A 23,968-nucleotide genomic window follows, 5' to 3' on the forward strand; every position below is an offset into this window, starting at 1 on the left:
CGAGAAGTCGATGGGCCAAGTTGCCACTACGTAAGTTTCCGCAGGTCGGATACATTGTGGCGATGAAGAGAACCTGGGGGTTCCTGGTCGTCGGCCTGCTCTTTTCGGTCACCGCCTGTACCGTCACCATCACGTTGCCCGCCCGTTCGCCGTCGCCCGCTCCGTACGAGACCACCGTTCCCACGACCCCGCTGCCCGCGTCGCCCGCCCTCGTTCTCGACGCCTGCCCGTTCCTCGCGGTCGCCGAGGTCGCTCAGTTCACCGGTATCTCCGCCGAGATCAAGCCACTGGAACAGGAAGCGCACGTAGGTGGGTCCGTGGAAAAGCGATACGGCTGCCTGTACGAAAACGCCGATCAATCGGCCGCCGTCGCACCACATCTGCAGATCGTCATTCCGCTGAAGCCCGGTTCGACCAGCGTCGCGTCCGTGGACGAAACGGCGAAGGCGAGTTGCCGCGAACCGTTGACCGTTGTCGGTGGTGTCGGAGACAAGACGGTGTACTGCGAATCGGGCAAGGACCCGACCAAGGCCGTCCTGCTCGTCGGCAAGCTCAGTCGAGGAGAAGTCCGGCTCGCCGTCCTCGACATCGTCAAAACCCGGCCCGAGACCTACGAGACGATCGCGAAACTCCTCGCGCAGCGCCTCTGACTACTCCGTGAAGTCCCCTGCCGGGGCGCCCCAAGACCCGGGGGTGTCCCCGCGCTCTTCCGCCAGCGCGCGCCGCCGCGCGTTCTCGCCGCGCACACGCTCCACTTCGGACTGGATGTAGTCGTCGTCGTACTTCTGGAACACGCGCGCCGGGTTGCCCGCGACCAGTGTCCGCGGCGGGACGTCCTTGGCGACCACGGAATTCGGCTGCACGGTGGCGAAGTCGCCGATCGTGACGCCCGCCATGATCACGACGAGGCCGCCGATGAAACAGCCTTTGCCGATCTTCACGGGTTTGCGTTCGATGAGGTCGCTGCCGGAGTGGTTCTGCAGCGTCATGTTCGCGAGCCAGCTGGAATGCGTGAAGATCAGCGTGTTCAGGCCGATGCTGGTGTGCTCGCCGATCTCCAGTCCGCCGCTCGCGTCGAGCGCGGCGCCTTCGCCGATCCAGCAGTGCTCGCCGATCTTCAGGTTCTCCGGGCTGATGATCTTGACCCGTTCGCGGACCCGTGTCGTCTCCGGCAGGCCATAGAACTTCGCGCGCTCGGCGTCGTTCATGTACTGCGAAACGAGTTCGGTCAGGATCTGCGGGCGCAGCCGGTTGCTGCGCTCGTCATCGAAGAACATCGGCCTCGGTCACCAGTTTCTCGAAGGTGCGCAGGTGTTCGTCGGCGACGACGTCGAGACCGAAGTTGGCCCGCACCATCGCGCTTTCCCGCTGTGCCACCAAAGCCCGCTTCTCGGGGTCGTCGAGCAGTTCGATGACGGTTTCCGCCACCGCCTCGCTGTCGTCCGGCCGCACCAGCAGGATGTTCTCGCCGTTGCGCAGTTCGATGCCCGGGTAGTTGTCCTCGGTGACCGACGCGATGGTGGCGGTGCCCGACAGCATCGCCTCCAGCGACGCGGTGCCGCAGCCGCCGTTGAGGTCGTGCGTGACGATGTCGGCCGCGGCGAAGTACGCGGGCACGTCCGCCTTCGGCACGGCGCCGGTGACGATGATGGCGTCGGCGACGCCGAGTTCTTCGGCCCGCTTCAGGAAGACGTCGTGGTAGACCCGGCCGACGACGACCACCTTCACGTCAGGGTGCTTGTCCAAAATGGACGGAAGCGCCTCGACCAGCGGCAGCCGGTTGCGCAGCGGGATCACGTGCCCGAGCGACACGATCACCGGACCGTCGCCCAGCTCGTGTTCCGCACGCACGTCGAGCGTGAGCGGCTTCTCGAAGTTCCCGGTGTCGACGGCGATCGGGAAGTAGTCCGAGTTCGCGTCGCTGGTTCCGTAGCGCTCGACGCAGTAATCGACCCCGAGCTTGTCGAGGATGACGTACCGCGGCTTGAGGTAGCGCAGGATCGGGTTCACCAGCACGGTGTCCAGGAACCGGAACACGCCGCCGTACACCTTGTTGTCGCTGATCAGCAGGGTGTGGATGGTCAGCAGCATCGGTAGCTTGTGCCGCCGCGCGTACAGCCCGGCGAGCCACGACAGATCGAAGAACTGGCCGTGCAAGTGGATGGCGTCCGGCTTGAACTCGTTCAGCAGCTTCCACAGCCGACGCCAGTTCCCCGGCCGCAGCGAGGCGAAGCTCATGTCGAAGTCGATCGACAGGCCCAGCTGCGGCATCTTCACCGCGGGCAGGCGGACGACGCGGTAGCCGTCCTTCGTCTCGTCGGCCGGGGCGTCGGCGTAGGCCGCGGTGATCGCGAGCACCTCGTGCCCGCGCGCCGCGTACTGCTCGGCCAGGGACGCCGCCATGTGCGCGCTTCCGCCCACCCTCGGCGGGAAGAAGTTGTTGACGACCGCGATGCGCATGGGGCGGCTCTCCCCTGGCCCGGCGGAAGTCACTCCGAAGCCTTCACCAGTTCGTACATTCCCTCTTCGACGGAGATCTTCGGCTCCCAGCCGAGGATCTCGCGGGCGCGGGTGATGTCCGCCGCCCGGCGCGAAACCAGCACGTCGCGCTCGTTGAACAGCGGCTCGACGTTGACCCCGACGGCATCGATGAGGATCTTCGCCAGCGTCGCGATCGAGGTGTCGATGCCGGTGCCGATGTTGATCGGCACGCATCCCTGCTCCGATTCGAGCGCCGCGACGACGGCACGGGCCAGGTCGGTGACGTGTACGAAGTCCATCGACTGGTCGCCGCGGCCGTCGATGACCGGCGGCTGACCGGCGCGCAGGCGCTGGATGAAGTGGTTGATCACCGACGTGTAGTAGGCCTCGATCTTCTGGCCGGGGCCGTACACGTTGAAGAACCGCAGCGCGTTCCAGGACAGTCCCTTGGTGCGCTCGTAGAAGCCCAGCATGTCTTCGCCGGCGCGCTTCGAGATGCAGTACGGCGTGAGCGGCTTGAGCTCGTCGTCCTCGTGCATCGGCAGCCGCTTCGGGTCGCCGTAGACGGACGCGGTCGACGCGAACACGACCCGCTCGACACCTTCGTCCGCCGCGGCGGCGAAGACGTTGTGATTGCCGACCATGTTGATGTCGATGGACTCGTGCGGATCCGCGACCGACTTGTTGATCGACACGGTGGCGAAGTGGATCACGTGCGTGCAACCGCGCATGGCCTCGCGCACCGCCCCGCCGTAGCGCACGTCCTTCTCGACGAGTTCGACCTTGCCGGTGGCGATGAAGTCGTTCACCCGGGCGCGGTCGCCGCGCGTCATGTTGTCGAAGATACGGACGGTGTAGCCGCCTTCGATCAGCATCGGGATCACGTGCGCGGCGATGAAACCGCCGCCCCCGGTGAAGAGGACCTTCTTGTCGGGCATTTCTCTCCTAGTTCGCCCACGCGGCGCTGACGGTCTCGATGACCCGGTCTACGTGAGTATCGGTGAGGTTGGCGTGCATCGGGATGGCGAGATGACGGGCGAAGAGGTCCGCCGAGACCGGCAAGGTCTGCTTCTTGCCGTAGATGGGCTGGAGGTGCGAGGCGTAGGTGCCGAAGTTGCACTGCACGCCCTGCTCGCGGATTCGCAGCGCGAGCGCGTCGCGGTCGATTTCCGGGGCCACGGTGAGGATGTAGGCCTGCCACGGGTGCTCCCGGTCCGGCAGTTCCACCGGGACGTCGAGGCCGGGCAAATTCTCGAACGCCTCGTGGTAGCGCTTGGCCACCGACCGGCGGGCCGAGAGCAGATCCGGGAGCCGGTCCAGCTGGACGTTCATGATCGCGGCCTGCACGTCCGAGAGCCGGAAGTTGTAGCCCAGCTCGTGGAACTCCGGGATCGGCAGGGCTGTGTTGATTCCAGCCCCCCTTCGGGGGCCCACCCCCGCCTCCGGGGAACCCTCACGGGTGATGGCGGGCTCGATGCCGTAGGTGTGCAGTTTGCGCGCGTGCGCGATGAGGTCTTCGCGGTCCGAGACCAGCGCGCCGCCTTCACCCGCGGTGATGCCTTTGCGGCCGTGGAAGGAGAACGCGGCCAGGTCGGCGAGGCTGCCCGCCGGCCGGGTCTTGTAGGTCGCGCCCGCGGCGCAGGCGGCGTCTTCGAAAAGCCACAGGCCGTGCTTGTCGGCGATGGCGCGGTATTCGTCGAAGTCACCGGGCTGCCCGGCGACGTCGACGGCGAGGATGCCGACCGTGCGCGGGGTGATCAGCGCTTCGATCGACGCCGGGTCGGCGCTCCACACGTCCGGGCGAATGTCCGCGAACACCGGCGTCGCGCCCGCCTGCAGCACGGCGTGGCCGGTGGCGGGGAAGGTGTAGTCGCCGACGATGACCTCGTCACCCGGCTTCACACCGAGTACACGCAGCCCGAGGAAGAGTGCGGAGCCACAGTTGCTGGTGGTCAGGGCGTGCGCGGTGCCGACGGTCTTCGCGAAGCGTTCCTCGAAACGGCGGCACGCGGGACCGGCGCCGGCCAGCCAGCCGGACCGGAACACCTCCGCCACCGCGGCGAGTTCTTCGTCGCCGACGGTCGGCTGACCGAGGACCACAGGTTCGAGCTCAGACATACCACTCCCGTTGCGTGGGGACCCGGCGAAGTGTATAGACGCCGATCGGCGTAGTTCGGGCGGGCTGGATCCACCCAGGTCAGTGACGCCCTAATCTCTGACCCATGCGATTCGGCGTTCTGGGGGCGACGGAGGTACGCCGTGCGGACGGCGCTCTCGTGCCGATCGGCGGGCCCAGGGTCCGGACGCTGTTCGCGCTGCTCGCGCTGGAGGCGGGCCGGGTCGTCCCGGCCGAGCGGCTCATCGACGGTCTCTACGGCGAACGACCACCCGAAGGAGTGGCGAACGCGCTGCAATCGCAGGTTTCCCGGCTGCGCGGTGCGCTGAAGGATCTCGCGCCGGTCGAATTCACTCCGGCGGGTTATCGGCTGGCCGTGGACCCGGCCGACGTCGACGTCCACCGGTTCGAACAGCTCGCCGCCGAAGGACGTCGTGTCCTCGCGGCCGGAGACGCCACGAAGGCGGCTGAACTGCTTCGCGACGCTCTCGGTCTCTGGCGTGGCCCTGCGTTCGCGGACATCACCGACGCGCCGTTCCGCGAGCCGCAGATCACGCGGCTCGTCGAACTGAAGATGTCGGCTATCGAGGACCGCGCCGAAGCGGATCTCAAGCTGGGACGACACGAAGACGTCCTCACCGACCTTCGCGAGATCGTCACCGCCCAGCCGCTGCGCGAACGGCCGCGCGCGCTGCTGATCCGCGCGCTGCACGCCTCCGGACGCCACGCCGACGCGCTCACCGCGTTCGAGGACGCCCGCCGGGTCCTCGCCGACGAACTCGGCGCGGATCCGGGGCCGGAGCTCGCGGCCGCGCATTTGGCCGTGCTGCGCGGCGAGGCGCCTCCCGCCAAAGAAACGACGACGCCGCTCCCGGCGCAGCTCACCAGCCTTATCGGGCGCGAAGACGACCTCCGGCACCTACTCGGCACGCTGGACCGCTCCCGGCTGGTGACGCTCACCGGGCCCGGCGGGACCGGCAAGACCCGGCTGGCCATCGAGGTCGCGGCCGTCGTGGACCTGCCCGTGGTGTTCGTCGAACTCGCGCCCTACACCGAGGACGCCGACGTCGCCCAGGCCGTGCTGACCGGGCTCGGCCTGCGGACCACCCCGCTCGGCGTGGCGACCGCGCCGGTGGAGAACGAACCCGTCGAGCGGCTGATCGACGCGCTGGCCGACCGGGCGCTGCTGCTGGTGCTCGACAACTGCGAGCACCTGGTCGACGCCGCCGCGAAGCTGGCCGCGCGGCTGCTCGGCGCGGCCGCGGGACTGCGCGTGCTCGCCACCAGTCGCGAACCGCTCGGCATCACCGGCGAAGTCGTCTCCCCGGTGCCGCGGCTCGCCGTACCGCCGCCGGGGACGCCGCCCGCGCGTTCGATGGAGTTCGCCGCGGTACGGCTGTTCGCCGAGCGCGCGCGGGCCAACGATCCGGGCTTCGCCGTCGACGACACCACCGCGGGCGACGTCCAGCGCGTCTGCGCCGCGCTCGACGGGCTGCCGCTGGCCATCGAACTCGCCGCGGCGCGCGTCCGGGCCCTGCCGGTCGGCGAGATCGCCACCCGGTTGGATGACCGCTTCGCCCTTCTCTCCCGTGGCAGCCGCGTCGCCGAGAACCGGCATCGCACGCTGCGCGGCGTCGTCGAATGGAGCTGGGATCTGCTCGACGAGGACGAACGACGGCTCGGCAGGCGGCTGACCGTTTTCGCGGGCGGCGCCACCCTTGCCGACGCCGATGCGGTCTGCGCCGTGCCGGACACCGAGGAGCTGCTTCCGTCCCTTGTGGACAGATCACTCGTCGAACGCACCGGGAACCGGTACCGGATGCTCGAAACCATCCGAGCCTTTTTCGCGGAGAAGCTCGCCGAAGCCGACGAGACCGAGCGGATGCGACTCGCGCACGCCGAACACTTCCTCACCCTCGCCGAAAAGGCCGAGCCGCTCATCCGCACCGGAGAGCAGCTGATCTGGCTGGACCGCGTCGACGACGCCTACGACGACCTCCTGGCCGCGTTGCGGTGGTCGGCCGAGGCGGACGCGCGGATCGCGCTGCGGCTTTCGGCCTCGATGGTGCTGTATTGGTGGATGCGCGGGCGCCGGTTCGAAGGCTCGACGCTGTGCCTGGAAGTGGTCAAACAGCTCGGTTCACGACCGCCGGAAGGGCTCGAAGAGGAGTACCAGCTCTGCGTGCTCAACGCCGCCGCCGGTCTCCGCGGCCACGAAGCCCTCGACCGCCATTTCCCGGCGGTGGACGATCTCGTGCGCGACCTGGCCAAGGCGCCGCGGAATCCGGCACTCCTGCTGTTGATGGGAGTCGTGACCGGTCCGCCCGGTGACGACGACTCGCTGATCAGACGCAGTCAGGCCCTGCTGGCGCACAGCGACGCCTGGAGTCTCGCCCTCGCGCCGACGGGGTACGGCCTCCGCGCGCTGATGCGGGGCGATCTCGAGCCGGCGGAAGAGTTCCTGCGCCAGGGGGCGGCGGCGTTCCGACGGCTCGGGGAACGCTGGGGGCTCTCGATGGCGCTCGATCACCTGGCACAGATCCTGATCTGGACGGACAGGCAGGCCGAAGCACTCGAAACGATGAACGAGGCGCTCCGGCTGATGCGGGAACTCGGGGCCGCGGACGACAACGCGGACCTGCTGTGCCGTCGCGGCGGCAGCAAGCTGCTGTACGGCGACGCGGCGGGGGCGCGGGCGGATTTCGAACTCGCCGTCGAGATCGCGCGTCGCGCCGGGATGCCGGAAAGCCGAGCGGCCGGGTACATCGGGCTCGCCTTCCTCGCCCGGCACGAAGGTGACCTGGCCACGGCCCGCGCGCTGAGCGAACTCGCGCTTTCGGAGTGCACTGGCGGCTCGTTCGCGGCCGAAGGGGTCCGCGCCGGAGCGAGGATCTCGCTGGGCTGGGTATCGGCCGCCGAAGGTGACGCGGACGGTGCCGAGGAACTGCACCGGTCGGCGCTCGTCTCGGCGGACCGGTGGCACGACAGCACCACCATGGCCTGCGCCGTCGAAGGACTCGCCGGGGTCGCGCTGCTCCGGGGCGATCCCGAGCGGGCGGCGGTCCTGATCGGCGCCGCGGTGACCGTGCGGGGCACCCCGTTCGCCGTCGATCTGGACGCCGCCCTGCTCCGGGCGACCGTTCGGGAGCGGCTCGGGGACGACTTCGACCGGGCCTACCGCCGGGGCCTCGGCCTGCGGAACGCCGCTCAACTGACGGGTTTTTGAACGCCGGTCAGCAGGACTCCCCTCGGCGCGAACCGGGCGACGGCCTCGGTCAGGAGCCGCGAGTCCAGCTCGCTGTCCTGCACCGCGACGTACAGCGGCTCCGCGTTGACCGGGACGGCGCCCAGCCGGGTCATGCCGGGGCCGACCGGATCGATGGTGAGCCGGGTGACGTCGCGCCACGGCACGACCGTCCGCTCGACCCGGACGCCGACCGCGTCCAGTTCGAAGAGCACCCACTGCTGGTCGTGCAGCGACCGCACGTAGGCGAGGACACCGCAGACTCCGGCGATCAGGACGAGGCGCAGCGGACCGGGAGCGTCGATCGAGCCGAGCAGGGCGGCGATCGCGAAGAAGACCACCAGGATTCCGGTCAGCTTCGCGGCGGCGACCAGCCCCGCGTTCGGCTTGTGCACCCGGAATCGAACGGTGCGGTTCAGCTGTTTGGTGAGCATCCCGCCGCCGACGGCGACGGCCAGCGCGATCAACGTCACCACGAGCGCGCCCGGGGAGAAGTCCACGAAGACCTGGTAACCGGCGATCAGCGTGACGAAGCCGCCGACGACGGTCAAAGCCAGCGCGAGCTTGGCCTTGCGGATGTCGCGGTCCCGCTGTTCGAGCACGGCCTGGTCCGGGGCGGCGAGAAAGCCGCCGTCGATGTTCCTCATCGGGCATCACGCTGTGCTTCGGCAGCTGCGCGGCGCTCACGCTGACGGCGGTCGAGGACGTACAGCAGCACGCCCGCGCCCGCGCTCAGGGCGGCGTAGAACAGGTCCTGCAGACCGTCCTCGGGGTAGCCGGTGGAGAACTCGATCATCGCGAGCGCGACGAAGAGGACGCTGAACACGCCTCCGGCGATCATGTACACCTTGTTGCCGAGCATGGAATCCCTCGCTTTCGTTCCTGTGTGCCGAAAGCTTCGCGCGGAGCACATGACATTCCGATGACAAGCACGAGCCGTCAGCGTTCGGTGCGCGGCCGGTCAGCGGTGGCGGTCACGCTCCCGGCCATGACCTACCTAGCGGGATCTCCCGATGACTTCCTCGCCGTGCGGCAGTTGACGTTGCGCGGCACGCAGGCCGAGATCGGCCACGCCCTCGGCGCCGAAACGAAGGCTCTTTCGGAGTGGACGCCGCCGCCGATCGACCCGATCACCGCCAAGGCACGGCGGACCTGGTTCGCCAGGAACTGGCCGCAGTACGCCGAACGCACGACCGGGTTCGCCGAGGCCTACGGGTTCCCGGCCGACGCGGCGGTCTCCTTCGACGACGCCAGCGCCTTGCCCGCCGGTTCGGGTTGTTCGGCGCTGTGGACGGGCAGCGCGCTCGGCCGGAACTACGACTTCTTCACCCTGAGCTGGAGCCAGCTGGGCGCGGTGATGGCGGGCGAGGAACCCGTCGACGACGGAACCGTGCCGATGGCTTCGCGACCCTACGTCCTGACCACGATCCCCGGCGACGGCATCGCGTCGACGTCGCTTTCGATGTCCACAATGGACGGCGCGATGGAAGGTGTCAACGAGGCAGGGCTCGTCGTCGCGTTGCTGATGGCCGACGTCGAAACGGCCGCGCCGCTGAGGGACGACCCCGGCCCGCAGGCGGGTCTTTCGGTGACGCAGGTGTGCCGGTACCTGCTGGACACGTGCGAGAACGTCGACCAGGCCAAAGAAGCCCTGATGCTCGCCAAGCAGTACGCGCACGGCGCGCCGTGTCACTACATCGTCGCCGACGCCTCCGGCCGCGGTTTCGTCTACGAGCGCGGCGAGCACGACGTCGAGTACTTCGTCGAGGTCGCCGACGGGCCGCTGTGCGTCACGAACCACCCGCTGCACCGGCATCCGGACCTCGACGCGCTGCCGGAGGACACCCCGGACAGCTTCCGCACCTACCAGCGTCTGCGCACCCTCACCAAGGAGGCGGACGCCGGACCGCGTGGCGCGCTCGACGCGGTGTCCTTCGCGATCGAGCCGGGCGCGCCGTGGCGGACTTTGTGGCGCAGCGTCCTCGACCCGGCGGCCCGCACCATGAGCACCCGGTTCTACCTCGGTGACGGGGAGAACGGCACCGCGCGTCACTCGCCGGAACTCACCTTCGGGGTGACGCGATGACCATCGGCCGCGGCCGCAAGATCGGCACGCTCGTGGTCTGCGTCCTCGCGCAACTGCTGATCGCGATCGATCTCACCGTGCTGCATCTGGTGCTGCCGTCCTTGTCGGAACAACTGCGTCCGTCGGCGACGGAAATGCTGTGGATCGCCGACGCGTACGGCTTCGCGCTCGCCGGGCTGCTCATCACGATGGGGAACGTCGGCGACCGGATCGGGCGGAAGAAGCTGCTGCTGATCGGAGCGGCGCTGTTCGGGGCCGCTTCGGTGATCACGGCGTACGCGCCGACCGCGGAACTCCTGATCGCCGCCCGCGTGCTGCTCGGGATCGCGGCCGCGACGCTGATGCCCTCGACGCTGTCGATTGTGCGGAACGTGTTCACCGGCAAGGAACGCGCGGCCGCCATCGGGGTTTCGAGCGGGTTGACGATCCTCGGTTTCGGGCTGGGGCCGCTCGTCGGCGGGGTCCTGCTCGACCACTTCTGGTGGGGTTCGGTGTTCCTGGTCAACGTTCCGGTGGTGGTGGTCCTGGTGATCGCCGGCGCGCTGATCCTGCCCGAGTCGAAGAATCCGGCACCCGGCCGGATCGACGTGCTCAGCGTGCTGCTGTCCGTCGCCGGTCTGGTCGGGATCGTCTACACGATCAAGGAAATCGCGTACAAGGGCTGGTGGCACTGGGACATCGCCGTCGCCGCGGTGGTCGGTCTCGGCGCTCTGCTGACGTTCCTGGTGCGGCAACCGCGGCTGGCCGAACCGCTGATGGACCTGAAACTGTTCGCGCAGCGCGCGTTCTCGGCGACGATCGGCACCACCATCCTGGCGATGTTCGCGCAGCTCGCGGTCTCCGTGATGTTCGCGCAGTATCTGCAGCTGGTGGCGGGCTGGTCGCCGCTGAAGTCCGGGCTCGCCGGGCTGCCGGGGATGGGCGGCGCGATCCTCGGCGGCGTACTCGCCCCGCTGGGGATCAAACTCTTCGGCCGGGCGGTCACCATCGCGCTGGGATGCGGTCTTTCGGCGGTCGGCTTCGCGTTGTACTCGGGTATCGGCGTGACGATCGTCTACTCCGAACTGCTCGCCGCGATGATCATCTTCGGCGTCGGGCTGGCGCTGATCCTCTCGGTCGCGACGGACACGGTGCTCGGTGTCGTCCCGAAGGCCAGGGCCGGTGCGGCGTCGGCGATCTCCGAGACGGCGACGGAACTCGGCGGAGCGCTGGGGATCGCGGTGCTGGGCAGTGTGCTCGGCGCGCTCTACCGGAGCGAACTCGTCGTCCCGGCCGGGGTGCCGCCCGAGGCGGTCTCGGACACTCTCGGTGGTGCCGTCCAGGTCGCGGCGCAGCTGCCGCCCGAGCAAGGAGCGCTGGTCCTCACCAACGCGAAACTGGCGTTCGTCGACGGGCTGCAGCTGACGATGCTGTGTTCGGCGGGGCTCATGGCACTGCTGGCGATCAGCGCGTTGTTCACGCTGCGCGGTGTGCCGAAGGTGCTCGAAGATCCCGACGACACCGCCCCCACTCCCGCATTTAGTCCTCTAAATGCGGAAGCGCCGCACGCCTCACACCGCGTTTAGTCCTCTAAATGCCACCGCGTTTAGTCCTCTGAATGCGGTCAGGGGCGGGGCCCGGCCAGGGGGACGGCGCGGCGGTCGCCCGACCGCACCATGGCCAGCAACGGTTTGGTGGCCACACTCAACAGCCGGGCCGCGAAGGTGCGGCCGTTGCGGCGCGCGATGTCGGGGCCGAAGGCGTCCATGAGCGCGACGAGGCCGGGCAACGGCCGCACGAACAACGTCGCTTCGGCGATGAGCCCGTCCTCGTCGAGCTTCAGCACCGCCGCCTCTTCGATCTCTTCATCACCGATGCGCGCGGAGTAGACGACCACGCGCGTCGACGCGTCGCCGGTGTCGGTGCTGAAGCGGACGTCGCGCAGATGCGAGAAGGCGACTTCCAGCAGCGGCCGGAGTTCCGCGTGCCCGGTGAACCGGACCCGGCTGGTCAGCGGTGACCGCACCACCGCGTCCGGCGCGTAGGCGCTCAGCCCGAGTTCGACGTCTCGTGTCTCCAGGGCCCGGCGGTACCGCTCGATGGTTTCGATGCTCATGTGTCCTCCTGGATCAGGGCTCCCAGACCGCGCCACAACAGATCGGCCGTGATCGCGACGACTTGCTCCCGCGGGATGTCGCGGTTGCTCCACCACCAGGTGGCGATGGCGTTCAGTGCGCTTTTCGCCGCTTCGGCGAGTACCTCGTTCGCGCGTTCGCGCGGCAGGTCCGCGGTCAGCGCCAGACCGGGGACCCGCGCGAACACCTCGGTGAGCTGTCCGGTGGCCCTGGCCTGCCCGCGCCGGTGCACCTCGGCGACGCCCTCGTCGGACGGCGTCTCGGCGAAGATCATCCGCCAGCCGCGTTCGTTCGTCTCCATCCAGGCGAAGATCGCCTCGACCCGGCCACGCAGCAATTCCTCGGCGGTGTCCGACGGCGGAAGTTCGGCCCAGCCGGCCAGCAGACTGTCCACTTCGGACTCCAGCAGCCCGGCGTACAGCTCCGCCTTGGACGGGAAGTGGTCGTAGAGCACGGGAGTGCTGATCCCGGCCGCCGTCGCGACCTCCCGCATCCCGGCCCCGTCGTAGCCGGACGCGGCGAACACCCGCGCCGCCGCGGCGAGGATCCGCTCCCGGCGTTCGTCTTTGCTGAGCCGCTTACCTGACATCGGTTAGGTACGCTACCACCTAACCTGACAGTTGTCAGGTTAGGCTCCGGGTAGCCTGGTCGATCGTGCGTACAGTCGTAGTCATCGGGGGCGGGATCGTCGGTCTCGCCGTGGCGTGGGAACTGACCAAACGGGGCCTGGACGTCACGGTGCTCGAAAAGGAGGACCGCTGGGCGGCCCACCAGACCGGGCACAACTCCAACGTCGTGCACGCGGGGCTCTACTACAAGCCGGGTTCCTTCAAAGCCAGGATGTCCACCGCCGGCAATCGGTCCATTGTGGACTTCGCGCGGCAGTACGGAGTGCCGGTGGAGGTCTGCGGCAAACTGGTCGTCGCGACCTCCGAAGCCGAGCTTCCGGCGCTGAAGATGCTCGCCGAACGAGCCGAAGCCAACGGCGTCCCGGCCAAGCTGATCACCCTGAGCGAAGCCCGCGAATACGAACCCGAGGTGTCGTGCGTCGCCGCGCTGCGCGTGGAGTCCACCGGCATCATCGACTTCCCCGCCGTCTGCACCGCGCTGGTGCGCCTGCTCGACGAGTCCGACGCCGACCTGCGCCTCGGCACACCCGCCCTGGGCATCCGCGCGGGCCGCACCGGCGGCGTCGAGGTGGCGACCGGCGACGAGGTGATCCACGCGGACGCCCTCGTCAACTGCGCGGGCCTGCACGCCGACCGCGTCGCGCGGCTCGCCGGGCTCACCCCGAGCGCGCGGATCGTGCCCTTCCGCGGCGAGTACTACGAACTGAAGCCCGAACGCCGTCACCTCGTCCGCGGCCTGATCTACCCGGTCCCGGACGCGTCGCTGCCGTTCCTCGGCGTGCACCTGACCCGCATGCTCGACGGCAGCGTGCACGCCGGCCCCAACGCCGTGCTCGCGCTGCGCCGCGAGGGTTACACCTGGCGCGACATCTCCGCGAAGGACCTCGCCGAAGTCGCCCGCTTCCCCGGCGTCTGGCGGCTCGCCCGCAAGTACGCCTACCCGACCGGACTCGACGAGGTCCGCCGCTCTTTCTCCCGCCGCCGCTTCGCCGAAAGCCTCGCGCGGCTCGTCCCCGCCGTCACCGAGGACGACATCGTGCGGCACGGCTCCGGGGTCCGCGCACAGGCGCTGCGCCCGGACGGCGCGCTCGTCGACGACTTCCTGATCGAAACCGCGCGTAACCAGGTGCACGTCCTCAACGCGCCCTCACCGGCGGCGACCAGCGCACTGGAGATCGCCAAGCACATCGCCGACGAGGTGGCCTGACGCACAGTCGTGAGTGGCGATTCGGGTTAGAACCCGAACCGCCACTCACGACCCAGCTGGAAGTCGGCTAGGACGCGGGAGCGTTCGCGGTCACCAGCGGCATCACGGCCTGAGAGATCTCGCAGGCCTTGGCCTTGTCGGTGAGGTCACCGGTGTCGATCTTGATCGACGACGTCTCCGTGACCGGCAAGAGCGCGACGCAGATCGGGCTGTCCGCGGCCGAGTAGACGATCCACTTCCTGCCGTTCACGACCTGTTCGGCCGGAGTGCCTTCCAGTCCCGGGACGTCCTCGGTCTTGGTCGCGGTGTACACCCACAGGTCGAGGGCCTTCTTGCCCGCGTCGCCGTCCGTATCGTCCCACTGGCAGCCGTTCTTGGGGTCCCTCGACGAGCCGTTCATCGGCCGCGCGGGCTGCAGGTTGAACGGGGCCACCTGCTCCGGTTTGAGCAGGGTGCACGGGTCGACGTTCACCAGCGGCCCGGACGGTTCGATCGGCTTCTGCCCTGGCGGCGCGGTGATCTGCGGATCCTGCTGACCACCGGGCAGATGCGACGCGATCGCGGGTGCGGCGGCCTTCGCCAGGTCGCACGCCTTGCTGTTGTCGTCGCCCGGGGCGTCGCTCGAAATCTCGACGAACGTCTTCGCGTCCAGTTCCGTGGCCAGCGAGCAGTAGCTCGGGCCGAGGATGGTCGCGTACCGCGTCCAGGTGAACCCGCCGATGCCGAACTTCTCACCGGGCAGGGCGCCCGCGTAGTAGTCGACAGCCGACAGGTTCAGGCTCTGCGACACTTCGAGCGCGACACCGTCGGGCGCGTCCTCCAGTTCGCTGAACCGGCAGACGGCGGGGACCTTCTGTTCGGGTTTCGCCGGACGCTCCTTGCCGGGGTACATGACGCCCAGCTCGTCCGCCTGCTGCTGCGAAAGCAGTGCGCAGGGGTCGGCCTTCGTGATCACCGGCCCCTGTCCCGGCACCGGCGAGGCGGAGCCGCCGATCGTCGACGTGCAGCCGCCGAGCGCCAGCACCGCCAGTCCGATCGCGAGCGAATTCCGAAACCGCATGCGTCCCCTGTCCCTCCGCCCTTCCGCGCGAAACGCTACTTCGATGTCGGTTCGAGCAGCTCGGTTCCGCCGAGGAAGGGACGCAGCGCTTCCGGCACCCGGACCGAACCGTCTTCGAGCTGGTGGTTCTCCAGGATCGCGACGATCCACCGGGTGGTGGCGAGCGTGCCGTTCAGCGTGGCGACGGTCTGCGGACGGCCGTCGTCGTCGCGGTAGCGGATGCCGAGGCGACGGGCCTGGAACGTCGTGCAGTTCGAGGTCGAGGTCAGCTCGCGGTAGGTCTCCTGCGAAGGCACCCACGCCTCGCAGTCGAACTTCCGGTACGCGGAGGTGCCGAGGTCGCCCGTGGCGGTGTCGATCACCCGGTACGGGACCTCGATCTTGGCGAGCATCTGCTCTTCCCAGTCCAGCAGGCGCGCGTGCTCGGCTTCGGCGTCCTCGGGACGCGTGTAGACGAACATCTCGACCTTGTCGAACTGGTGGACGCGGATGATGCCGCGGGTGTCCTTGCCGTACGAACCGGCCTCGCGGCGGTAGCAGGACGACCAGCCCGCGTAGCGCTTCGGCCCCTTCGTCAGGTCGAGGATCTCGTCGGCGTGGTAGCCGGCGAGCGGGACCTCGGAGGTGCCGACGAGGTACAGGTCGTCGTCGCGCAGCCGGTAGACCTCCGACGAGTGCGCGCCGAGGAAGCCGGTGCCCGCCATGATCTCCGGGCGCACGAGGGTCGGCGTGATCATCGGCGTGAAGCCGTTCGCCGTGGCCTGCGCGACGGCCATGTTCAGCAGCCCGAGCTGCAACTGGGCGCCGATGCCGGTGAGGAAGTAGAACCGCGAACCCGAGACCTTCGCGCCGCGCTCCATGTCGAGCGCGCCGAGACCCTCACAGAGTTCGAGGTGATCCTTCGGCGTGAAGTCGAACTTCTTCGGCTCGCCGACGTGCTTGAGCACGGCGTAGTCGTCCTCGCCGCCTTCGGGCGCGTCGGGGTGGACCAGGTTCGGCACCAGGCGGTGCAGCTGGTCGAACTCCTCCGACGCTTCGGTCTGCTCGACCTCGGCGGTCTTGACCTGGGCGGCGAGCTCCTTCGCCTTGGCGAGCAGTTCGGCCCGCTCGTCACCCTGTGCCTTCGGGATGAGCTTGCCCAGCGACTTCTGCTCGGCGCGCAGCTTGTCGGCGGCGGCGATCGAAGACCGGCGCCGGGAGTCGAGGGAGAGCAGCTTGTCGACCACTCCTTCGTCCTCGCCACGGGCGCGCTGAGAAGCGCGCACGACGTCCGGGTCATCGCGCAGAGTCCTGGGGTCAATCACGAGTGCTGAGAGTAGTCCGTGCGAGCCGCACAAAATGTGCGGGTCCGCGCGGATAACCCGACAGTCTGATCGTTGCCGCCCGTTTCGGGCCGTCCCCATACTGAGATCTCCCTGCTGCGGACGGAGAAACCCGATGACCGATGCGGACCTGCTGGCGCGGCACAAGGCGGTACTCCCGTCCTGGCTGGCGCTCTACTACGACGAGCCGATCGAGATCGTGCACGCGCAGGACCGCCGGGTCATCGACTCGACCGGACGCACCTATCTCGACTTCTTCGCGGGCATCCTGACGAACTCGATGGGCTACGACGTCTCGGCGATCAGCGACGCCGTACGCAAGCAACTCGACACCGGGATCCTCCACACGTCGACGCTGTACCTGATCCGCTCGCAGGTCGAGCTGGCCGAGCGCATCGCGAAGCTCTCCGGCATCCCGGACGCGAAGGTGTTCTTCACCAACTCCGGGACCGAGGCCAACGACACCGCGCTGATGCTCGCCACGCAGTACCGGCGCAGCAACCAGGTGCTGGCGATGCGGAACTCGTATCACGGGCGTTCGTTCGCGACGGTCGGCATAACGGGCAACCGCGGCTGGTCGGCGTCGTCGCTCAGCCCGGTGAAGGTGAGCTACGTCCACGGCGGCTACCGATACCGCAGCCCGTTCCGCGCACTGTCGGACACGGAGTACATCGACGCTTGCGTCGCGGACCTGGTCGACGTCCTGGAGACGGGCACCTCTGGTGATGTCGCCTGCATGATCGCCGAGCCGATCCAGGGCGTCGGCGGCTTCAGCTCACCGCCGGACGGCCTGTTCAAGGCGATGAAGGAGGTCCTCGACCAGTACGGGATCCTGTTCATCTCCGACGAGGTCCAGACCGGCTGGGGACGGACCGGGGAACACTACTGGGGGATCCAGGCGCACGACGTCGTCCCCGACGCGATGACCTTCGCGAAGGGCCTCGGCAACGGGCTCGCGATCGGCGGTCTCGTGGCACGCGGTGACCTCGTCGACTGCTTGACCGCGAACTCGATCTCGACCTTCGGCGGCAACCCGGTCGCGATGGCGGGCGCGGCCGCGGTGCTCGACCACATCGCCGACCACGATCTCCAGGCCAACGCGCTGGCGCGGGGCAACGAACTGCTGGCCGGGCTGCGCGCGGCGGGGAACCCGCTCGTCGGGGACGTGCGCGGCAAGGGCCTGATGATCGGCGTGGAGCTGGTCGAGCCGGGCGGCATGGAGCCGAACCCGCGGGCGGCGGCGCGGGTGATGGAGGAGACCAAGGCGCGGGGGCTGCTGATCGGCAAGGGCGGACTGCACGGCAACGTGCTGCGGATCGCGCCGCCGATGACGCTCACCGCGGAGGAGGCCGCGGAGGGGCTGGAGATCGTCGTGGACGCGCTGGCGGCCGTGTCCTGACCCACGCCCTCTCCGAGCTCCGCCCGATGCCAGGAAAGGCTCTTTCCTTGCAAATTTTGCAAGGAAAGAGCCTTTCCTGGCGCGCGTCAGGACTTCACGAAGCGCGCGATGACCTCGCCCAGTCGCCCGCCGGCGTCCTCCTGCAGGAAGTGACCGGCACCGGTGATCGTCGGATGCTCCAGTTCGCGGGCCCCGCGCATCGCGCCCCGCAGTTCGAGGCCCCACGGCGCGGTGATCGGGTCGCCGTCGGAGAACGAGACCAGGAACGGCTTGTCCAGTTCGGCGAGCACCTTCAGCGCGGCCCGGTTGGCGGCCGAGGCCGGATCGTCCGGGGTGGTCGGCACCAGCGACGGCATCGCGCGCGGCGCGGCCTTGTACATCTCGTTCGGGAACGGCGCGTCGTAGGCGGCGCGGACCTCGGGCGGCAGCTGGGATTGGCATCCCCCCTGCACGAAGCGGCCGACGTCGAGGACCTGGGCTTTCTCGACCGTCTCGCGGAACTTGTGCCAGATCTCCGGCATGTCGGTGTCGCCGGTGGGGAGGCCGGTGTTGGCCGCGACGACGCGGGAGAAGCGGTCGGGGTTCTCGGCGACCAGCCGGAGGCCGATCAGGCCACCCCAGTCCTGGCCGACCATCGTGACCTCGGTCAGATCGAGGACGTCGAAGGCGAACGCGCGCATCCACTCGACGTGCCGCTGGTAGGTGTGGTCGACCATGTCGCCGGGTTTGTCGGAGCGGCCGAAGCCGACCAGGTCGGGCGCGATGACCCGCAGCCCGGCATCGGCGAGCACCGGGATGACCTTGCGATAGAGGTAGGACCAGGTGGGCTCGCCGTGCAGCAGCAGCACAGGCGGCCCGTTTTCGGGTCCGGCCTCCACGTAGCCCACTCTGATCACGCCGCCGTGAAGGTCGACGAGTTCCGCGTAGCGCGGTTCGAAGTCGAAGTCGGGCAGGTTCGAGAACCGGTCGTCCGGTGTCCTCAAAAGGCGCACGGCTCCCACGGTAGTGGGAATCGTGCGCCTATGCCGTTTTCAGTGCGACAAGGATTTACGAAATACCGACGGCCACGACGAGGCCGAGGGCGAGGTGCGCGGCGGCGACCACGACGCTGACCGGGGCGAACTTCTCGCTCTCGATGGTCGAGCGGACGTCGATCCGCGTCGCCCACTCGAGCAGCCGGACGGCCAGCACCTGCACCACGATGCCGAGCAGGCCGTAGACGAGCGACGTGATGAGGCCCTCGGTCAGGTCGCTGGCGGAGTTCGCGATCGCCACGACGACGATGAACGCCATCGACAGCAGACCCGACGCGGTGACGATCACCGCGTTCGGCAGGCCGCGCGAGACCAGCTGGGAAAGCTTGCCGGGCGTGGTCCAGTCGATCGCCCAGAAGCCGGCGAACATCAGCAGCAGGCCGACGACGCCGTACAACAGGATCGCGCCGATCCCTCGCACGAGGTCGGAGCCGAACGTGTCGGACAGCGCAAGGGTGGTGGTCACAGGGTTCTCCCAGAAGTACGAGCTGGTCAGGAATGTCAGGTTTGTGCGGTTGCTTCTATCACGACTCGACGATGCGGTGCGGGACGAACGCCGCGCCGTCGTCTGTGACGAGTCCTGCCGTCTCGCGGATGCCGAGGCCGGCGGCCTGGTCGCCGACGATCCACGCACCGAGCGCGGGCCGGTAACCCTGGAACTCCGGGAGCGGGTCGAACGCCTGGTAGACGTAGCCTTCGGCGCCGTAGACGCCGTCGGTCTGCGTCTCGTAGCCGGTGGCGACGATCTGCACGTTCGCGCCCTCGCGACCGAGTTTCGGCTTGCGGACGTACTCGGTCAGCAGGCCGGGGTCGTCGGCGAAGGCGGGCAGCAGGTTCGGATGCCCGGGGTAGTTCTCCCACAGGATCGCGAGCAGCGTCTTGTTGGAGAGGATCATCTTCCACAGCGGCTCGACCCACAGCGTGCGCGGCATGGTCTCGACGGCGAAGCGGCCGAACTCCTCGTCGACCACCCATTCCCACGGGTAGAGCTTCACCACGGTCGCCATCTGCGCCTCTTCGAGGTCGACGAACCGCTTGAGCACCGGATCCCAGCCGATCTCCTCGATCGACAACCCGACGGTGTCGAGTCCGGCCTCGGCGGCGGTCTCCTGCAGATACGCCGTCGTCACGTGGTCCTCACCGGAGGGATCCGCGGACGACCAGGTGAAGTGCAGTTCGTTGGAGGGCAGCTTGTCGGCGAGTTCGCCCCAACGCTCGACCAGCTTCTCGTGGATCGAATTCCACTGGTCGTTCTCCGGGAAGACCGCGGTCTTCCAGTGCCACTGCAGGACCGCGGCCTCGAGCAACGAGGTCGGGGTGTCGGCGTTGTATTCGAGCAGCTTCGCCGGGCTCTTGCCGTCGTAGCGCAGGTCGAACCGGCCGTAGACGTGCGGATCCTGTCGCTTCCACGACTCGGCGATATGCGGCCAGACCCACTCTGGGATGCCGAAGCGGTGGTACTGCTCGGTGGTCACCACGTTGTCGACGGCTTCGAGGCACATCGAGTGCAGCAGTTCCACGTCCGCCTCGACGGACAGGATCTCGTCCATCTCGAAGACGTAGTGGACCGACTCGTCCCAGTACGGCCTGGACTTGCCTGCCCCGTCACGGGCGGGCGTGCCGAAGACCAGGCCCTGCTCCTCGACGATGTTCTGCCAGTCCCGCCGGGGCGGCTTGGAATCCCGGTACACCTACGAGCCCCCGCTCTTGCCGCTGCCGCCGGAGCCGCTCTTGCCGCTGATGCCGAAACCGCCGCGCTGGACGGTCTTGCCCGATTTGGTGCTGACGTTCGCGTTCGGCGGCGCCGTGTACGAACCGCCGGACACGCGCTGCCCGATCGCGCCGCTGCCGCCGTAGTTGTAGCGGTAGCTCTGCATCGGCCCGCCGAAACCGCCGATCGGGATGAAGAAGAAGCCGCCGCTGACGTGACCCCCGTGCGACCGCACGTAGTTCTCGTCGCAGTTCTGGTCGTTGTCGACGATCTCGTCCTTGGTGGTGCAGACGGCCGTGACGTTCTCCGGCTTCGCGACGGTGTAGAACGTCGCGACCAGCCCGACCAGCCCGACGGTCACCCCGGTGCCGATCAAGATCTTCTTCTTGGTCGACGACTTCTTCTCGGCAGCACGAGAGGCCTCGGCGGCAAGAGCCTCCTGCCGCTCCTGCTCCGCCAGCGCCTGCTGCCGCGCGCGCTGCTCAGCCAGCGACGGCTGACGCGCCTGCGTCGTCTCGTCCTGGAACCGCATCGAGCCGCGCTTCGGCGGCTCCTGGGGAGGTTGTCCCCCTCGGTTGTCATCCTGCGTCATCGAAGCTCCGTAATCGCCCGCCAGCACGAACCCGTGTCCAACACTAACCACCCGGTACGCGCACCTTACGTGCGGCGCGGGCATCATGGAGTGGATGTCTCAACAGGCCGAGCGGTTCCGTGACCCGCGAAACGCGCTGAGCACCCTGCGCACCCGGCTCATCATGGCCGGTGTGTTCGTGGGCGCGATCATCGCGCTTTCGCTGAGTGTGGCGTTCTCGTGGAATGTCGGCCCGGAGGGCGGCGTGGGTGGCGGTGCCCCCAAGCTGTCGCCCGCCGCGACCGAAGCGTTCCAATCTCCCCCTGGCACCTGTCTGACCTGGAACAACCCGGATGCCACCGACGCGCGGCGCGTGCCGTGCACGGAGTCCCACCTGTTCGAGGTCACCAGCGTCGTCGACATCGGCGCGCAGTACCCGGCGGGCGTGCCTAGCCCGAACCTGGACCAGTGGCAGGAGATCGCCCGGTCACGCTGCACCGTCGACGTCAAGCCGTACCTCGGCCGCACGCTGGATCCCTACGGCAGGCTGAGCATGAACCTGCTCCGGCCGACGCCCGCGCAGTGGGAGGACGGCGACCGGCAGCTGCGATGCGGTCTGCAGTGGGCGGGCCCCGGCGGCAAGCTGCAGCCGACCACCGGACCGGCGAAGGAACAGAACCAGTCCATGGTGTGGGAGGCGGGCACCTGCCTCGCGCTGCTCAACAACAGCTTCGGTGACCCGATCGACTGCGCCAAGCCGCACTCCTACGAGATCATCGCGATGCTCGACCTCAAGACGAAGTTCAAGGACGGCTACCCGTCACAGGAGCAGCAGAACACCTGGCTGGACACCGAATGCTCGACGGCGGCGCAGGAGTACTCCGGCAACGCGGACCTGGCGGCGAAGAAGCTCATCCTCAGCTGGGACGTCCGTGAGCAGGAGAGCTGGGACGCCGGGTCGACGCTGGTGAACTGCAAGGCGGCGGCGGTCCTGCCGGACAACAAGGGGCTGGCACCGGTCACCGGGAGCGTCAAGGTCGGCAACGGCGAAGCCCCGCCGTCCGACGGCGGGCAGTCGACTCCGCCATCGTCTTCTTCGGCCCCGAAGACCGGAGGATGAGCGCGTGCCCGTCGAGATGACCCAGCAGCGGTTCGAGGAACTGGTGTCGGAGGCGCTGGACGAGCTCCCGCCCGAATTCGCGGACGCGATGGACAACGTCGTGGTCCTCGTGGAGGAGTACAACGAGGAATCCCCCACGATCCTCGGGCTCTACCACGGTGTCGCGCTGACGGAGCGGACCCACGAGTACGGCGGAGTGCTGCCGGACCGGATCTCGATCTACCGGCGGCCGCTGCTCGAGATGTGCGACACCGAGGAGGACGTCGTCGAAGAGGTGCTGATCACGGTGGTCCACGAGGTCGGGCACCATTTCGGCATCGACGACGCGCGGCTACACGAACTCGGCTGGGGCTGAACCGCGGCACAGGCGATAGCAAAGGTCCCTTGCTCCCTTTCGGCGGATTTCGTGCCGAGGGCCGCGTAGTCGGTGATTTTTGTGCGCCGGACACCACGGGTTCTTCGGATTCTTAACTGGGCGTAACAAGCCCGCCACTTTGGGCGACAACCCCGCTAAACTTTTCGCCACGTTGTCGTCGGCCGGCGCCGGCGAATGCCTGGGGAGGCGTGCAATGGCCGAGTCGACGGCGCGCAGCAGGGGTGACCGGCGGTTGCGCTGGTTGCTCGCGTCCAGTGCGGCGTCGAATCTCGGCGACGGGATCGGCAAGGTCGCCTTTCCGCTGCTCGCGGTCACCCTCACCCGCGATCCGCTGCTCATCGCCGGGCTTTCGGCGACCCAGTTCCTGCCGTGGCTGCTGTTCGCGCTCCCGGCGGGCGCGCTGCTGGACCGGATCGACCGCAAACGCGCGATGATCTTCGCGAACGGCGCCCGCGCGGTGGTCGTCGGCGGGATGGCCGTCCTGGTCGCGGCAGGCGGGGTGACGATCTGGGTGGTCTACACCGCCGCTCTGCTCATCGGCTTCGCGGAGGTGGTCGCCGACAGCGCCGCGAACGTGCTCATCCCGGCGGTCGTCGACAAGGGTTCGCTCGACAGCGCGAACAGCAAACTCCAGGCCTGCGAGATCGTCGGCCAGACCTTCCTCGGCGGGCCGGTCGGTAGCGCCACCTTCGCGCTCTTCGCGACGTTCCCGTTCCTGCTCAACTCGGTGGGCTTCGCAATCGCGGCGGCCGTACTGCTCGGACTGGCCGGGAGCTATCGACCGAGGCCCGCGGAAAGGGCGTCGACCGAGCTACGCGCCGAACTGGCGGAGGGTTTCCGGTGGCTGAAGAACCACCGGCTGGTGTCGCGCCTGGTCGTGGTCGCCGGGCTGATCAGCCTGGTCAGCGAACTCGCACAGGCGCAGTTGGTGCTGTACGCGATCGAGCACCTGGGTCTCAGCGAAGCGGCCTTCGGGCTCTTCGCGTTCGTGGGCGGCATCGGCGGGTTACTGGGCGCGGGCATCGCCCCGCGGCTGGTGAAGACGTCCAGCCGTCGCGCGGTCCTCCTCGGGGGCACGGCCTGCTGCGGCGTGGCGTTCGCCGGGATGGGCCTGACGAGTTCGGCGGTGGCGGGAGCGGCACTGTTCGGCCTGTTCGCGGCGGCCGTGGTCGCGGTGAACATCGTGCTGGGGACGGCGCGGCACACGCTCGTCCCCGGGGAACTGCTCGGCCGGGTCCTCGGTGTGTGGCGCACCGTGGTCTGGGGTGCGATTCCGGTGGGGGCCCTGCTCGGCGGCGTCCTCACCCACGCGCTGGGTTCCCCGGCCCGGACGTTCCTGACGTCCGGGGTCTTGCTGTTCGGCGTAGCCGGTTTCGCGTTCGTCTCGTTACGCCCCGGCGCCTTCGATGACGAATCGGCCACGGCCTTGCGAGTACTCCAGCAAGACCGGTGAAAACCGGGGCCTTTGGTGCTGAAATAGCCCATCACCGCCAGCTGG

At 68.6% G+C, this 23,968-nt stretch carries 23 protein-coding genes; 9 read left to right on the forward strand and 14 right to left on the reverse strand.

The window, feature by feature from the left end; genetic code table 11:
* Window positions 1-62 precede the first annotated feature (62 nt).
* Complete coding sequence (locus ACZ54P_RS00720; RefSeq protein ID WP_465459476.1) at window positions 63-650, forward strand: hypothetical protein; 588 nt, start codon at window positions 63-65, stop codon at window positions 648-650.
* Here the strand turns inward: ACZ54P_RS00720 and ACZ54P_RS00725 are convergent, their stop codons facing one another.
* From ACZ54P_RS00725 to ACZ54P_RS00740, 4 genes are read right to left on the reverse strand one after another with little or no spacing between them, the layout of a single operon-like run.
* Complete coding sequence (locus ACZ54P_RS00725) at window positions 651-1,277, reverse strand: acyltransferase (RefSeq protein WP_465459477.1); 627 nt, start codon at window positions 1,275-1,277, stop codon at window positions 651-653.
* Window positions 1,264-2,460 carry a glycosyltransferase family 4 protein gene (locus ACZ54P_RS00730; protein ID WP_465459478.1) on the reverse strand — a complete coding sequence of 399 codons (1,197 nt, stop codon included), beginning with the start codon at window positions 2,458-2,460 and terminating at the stop codon, window positions 1,264-1,266. Before ACZ54P_RS00730 ends, ACZ54P_RS00725 begins: the two co-directional genes overlap by 14 nt.
* A 29-nt stretch (window positions 2,461-2,489) precedes the next feature.
* Window positions 2,490-3,419, reverse strand: a complete 930-nt coding sequence (locus ACZ54P_RS00735; RefSeq protein WP_465459479.1) for an NAD-dependent epimerase/dehydratase family protein — start codon at window positions 3,417-3,419, stop codon at window positions 2,490-2,492.
* 7 nt (window positions 3,420-3,426) lie between these two features.
* Window positions 3,427-4,599, reverse strand: coding sequence for a DegT/DnrJ/EryC1/StrS family aminotransferase (locus ACZ54P_RS00740; RefSeq protein ID WP_465459480.1), 1,173 nt, complete (start codon window positions 4,597-4,599; stop codon window positions 3,427-3,429).
* Window positions 4,600-4,703: 104 nt separating this feature from the next.
* On the opposite strand from ACZ54P_RS00740, the gene ACZ54P_RS00745 reads away from it, so the two are divergent.
* Complete coding sequence (locus ACZ54P_RS00745) at window positions 4,704-7,823, forward strand: AfsR/SARP family transcriptional regulator (protein WP_465459481.1); 3,120 nt, start codon at window positions 4,704-4,706, stop codon at window positions 7,821-7,823.
* On the opposite strand, the gene ACZ54P_RS00750 is transcribed toward ACZ54P_RS00745, so the two are convergent.
* Complete coding sequence (locus ACZ54P_RS00750; protein WP_465459482.1) at window positions 7,805-8,488, reverse strand: hypothetical protein; 684 nt, start codon at window positions 8,486-8,488, stop codon at window positions 7,805-7,807. The genes ACZ54P_RS00745 and ACZ54P_RS00750 overlap by 19 nt on opposite strands.
* The gene (locus ACZ54P_RS00755; protein ID WP_465459483.1) at window positions 8,485-8,703 is read right to left on the reverse strand and encodes a hypothetical protein; all 219 of its coding nucleotides are present in this window, start codon (window positions 8,701-8,703) and stop codon (window positions 8,485-8,487) included. Before ACZ54P_RS00755 ends, ACZ54P_RS00750 begins: the two co-directional genes overlap by 4 nt.
* A gap of 126 nt (window positions 8,704-8,829) precedes the next feature.
* Between ACZ54P_RS00755 and ACZ54P_RS00760 the strand changes: the two genes are divergently transcribed.
* Both ACZ54P_RS00760 and ACZ54P_RS00765 read left to right on the forward strand, forming a co-directional pair.
* Window positions 8,830-9,927 carry a C45 family autoproteolytic acyltransferase/hydolase gene (locus tag ACZ54P_RS00760; RefSeq protein WP_465459484.1) on the forward strand — a complete coding sequence of 366 codons (1,098 nt, stop codon included), beginning with the start codon at window positions 8,830-8,832 and terminating at the stop codon, window positions 9,925-9,927.
* Window positions 9,924-11,492 (forward strand): MFS transporter, encoded by a 1,569-nt coding sequence (locus tag ACZ54P_RS00765; protein WP_465459485.1) that lies wholly within the window; start codon window positions 9,924-9,926, stop codon window positions 11,490-11,492. Before ACZ54P_RS00760 ends, ACZ54P_RS00765 begins: the two co-directional genes overlap by 4 nt.
* A 38-nt stretch (window positions 11,493-11,530) precedes the next feature.
* Here ACZ54P_RS00765 and ACZ54P_RS00770 read toward each other — a convergent pair whose 3' ends face one another.
* A complete protein-coding gene (locus ACZ54P_RS00770) occupies window positions 11,531-12,022 on the reverse strand; it encodes a nuclear transport factor 2 family protein (RefSeq protein WP_465459486.1) in 492 nt (163 codons plus the stop codon).
* Window positions 12,019-12,630: a TetR/AcrR family transcriptional regulator gene (locus tag ACZ54P_RS00775; protein ID WP_465459487.1), complete on the reverse strand. Its 612-nt coding sequence runs from the start codon at window positions 12,628-12,630 to the stop codon at window positions 12,019-12,021. The genes ACZ54P_RS00770 and ACZ54P_RS00775 overlap by 4 nt, the downstream gene beginning before the upstream one ends.
* A gap of 65 nt (window positions 12,631-12,695) precedes the next feature.
* Between ACZ54P_RS00775 and lhgO the strand changes: the two genes are divergently transcribed.
* Window positions 12,696-13,877, forward strand: coding sequence for an L-2-hydroxyglutarate oxidase (gene lhgO / locus ACZ54P_RS00780; RefSeq protein WP_465459488.1), 1,182 nt, complete (start codon window positions 12,696-12,698; stop codon window positions 13,875-13,877).
* A gap of 67 nt (window positions 13,878-13,944) precedes the next feature.
* Here lhgO and ACZ54P_RS00785 read toward each other — a convergent pair whose 3' ends face one another.
* On the reverse strand, window positions 13,945-14,937 hold the full coding sequence (locus ACZ54P_RS00785; protein WP_465459489.1) for a DUF3558 family protein: 993 nt from the start codon (window positions 14,935-14,937) through the stop codon (window positions 13,945-13,947).
* A 35-nt stretch (window positions 14,938-14,972) separates the two neighbouring features.
* Window positions 14,973-16,241, reverse strand: a complete 1,269-nt coding sequence (serS, locus tag ACZ54P_RS00790) for a serine--tRNA ligase (RefSeq protein ID WP_465459490.1) — start codon at window positions 16,239-16,241, stop codon at window positions 14,973-14,975.
* A gap of 133 nt (window positions 16,242-16,374) precedes the next feature.
* On the opposite strand from serS, the gene ACZ54P_RS00795 reads away from it, so the two are divergent.
* Entirely contained in the window at window positions 16,375-17,658 is a 1,284-nt protein-coding gene (locus ACZ54P_RS00795; RefSeq protein ID WP_465459491.1) for an aspartate aminotransferase family protein, read from the forward strand.
* Between the two features lie 86 nt (window positions 17,659-17,744).
* Here ACZ54P_RS00795 and ACZ54P_RS00800 read toward each other — a convergent pair whose 3' ends face one another.
* The 4 genes from ACZ54P_RS00800 to ACZ54P_RS00815 are packed head-to-tail and all read right to left on the reverse strand — an operon-like array spanning window position 17,745 to window position 20,995.
* The gene (locus tag ACZ54P_RS00800) at window positions 17,745-18,650 is read right to left on the reverse strand and encodes a haloalkane dehalogenase (RefSeq protein WP_465459492.1); all 906 of its coding nucleotides are present in this window, start codon (window positions 18,648-18,650) and stop codon (window positions 17,745-17,747) included.
* A gap of 55 nt (window positions 18,651-18,705) precedes the next feature.
* A complete protein-coding gene (locus ACZ54P_RS00805; RefSeq protein ID WP_061980368.1) occupies window positions 18,706-19,158 on the reverse strand; it encodes a DUF350 domain-containing protein in 453 nt (150 codons plus the stop codon).
* Window positions 19,159-19,216: 58 nt separating this feature from the next.
* Complete coding sequence (locus tag ACZ54P_RS00810) at window positions 19,217-20,383, reverse strand: glutathionylspermidine synthase family protein (RefSeq protein ID WP_061980369.1); 1,167 nt, start codon at window positions 20,381-20,383, stop codon at window positions 19,217-19,219.
* Window positions 20,384-20,995, reverse strand: a complete 612-nt coding sequence (locus ACZ54P_RS00815; protein ID WP_465459493.1) for a hypothetical protein — start codon at window positions 20,993-20,995, stop codon at window positions 20,384-20,386. It lies immediately after the preceding gene.
* A 94-nt stretch (window positions 20,996-21,089) separates the two neighbouring features.
* On the opposite strand from ACZ54P_RS00815, the gene ACZ54P_RS00820 reads away from it, so the two are divergent.
* The 3 genes from ACZ54P_RS00820 to ACZ54P_RS00830 all read left to right on the forward strand — a co-directional run bounded on the left by ACZ54P_RS00820 (window position 21,090) and on the right by ACZ54P_RS00830 (window position 23,923).
* Window positions 21,090-22,094, forward strand: coding sequence for a septum formation family protein (locus tag ACZ54P_RS00820; RefSeq protein WP_465459494.1), 1,005 nt, complete (start codon window positions 21,090-21,092; stop codon window positions 22,092-22,094).
* 4 nt (window positions 22,095-22,098) lie between these two features.
* Complete coding sequence (locus tag ACZ54P_RS00825; protein WP_465459495.1) at window positions 22,099-22,449, forward strand: metallopeptidase family protein; 351 nt, start codon at window positions 22,099-22,101, stop codon at window positions 22,447-22,449.
* Between the two features lie 214 nt (window positions 22,450-22,663).
* A complete protein-coding gene (locus ACZ54P_RS00830) occupies window positions 22,664-23,923 on the forward strand; it encodes an MFS transporter (protein WP_465459496.1) in 1,260 nt (419 codons plus the stop codon).
* The last annotated feature ends 45 nt before the right edge of the window (window positions 23,924-23,968 follow it).

The organism is Amycolatopsis sp. NPDC034160, assembly GCF_055575355.1.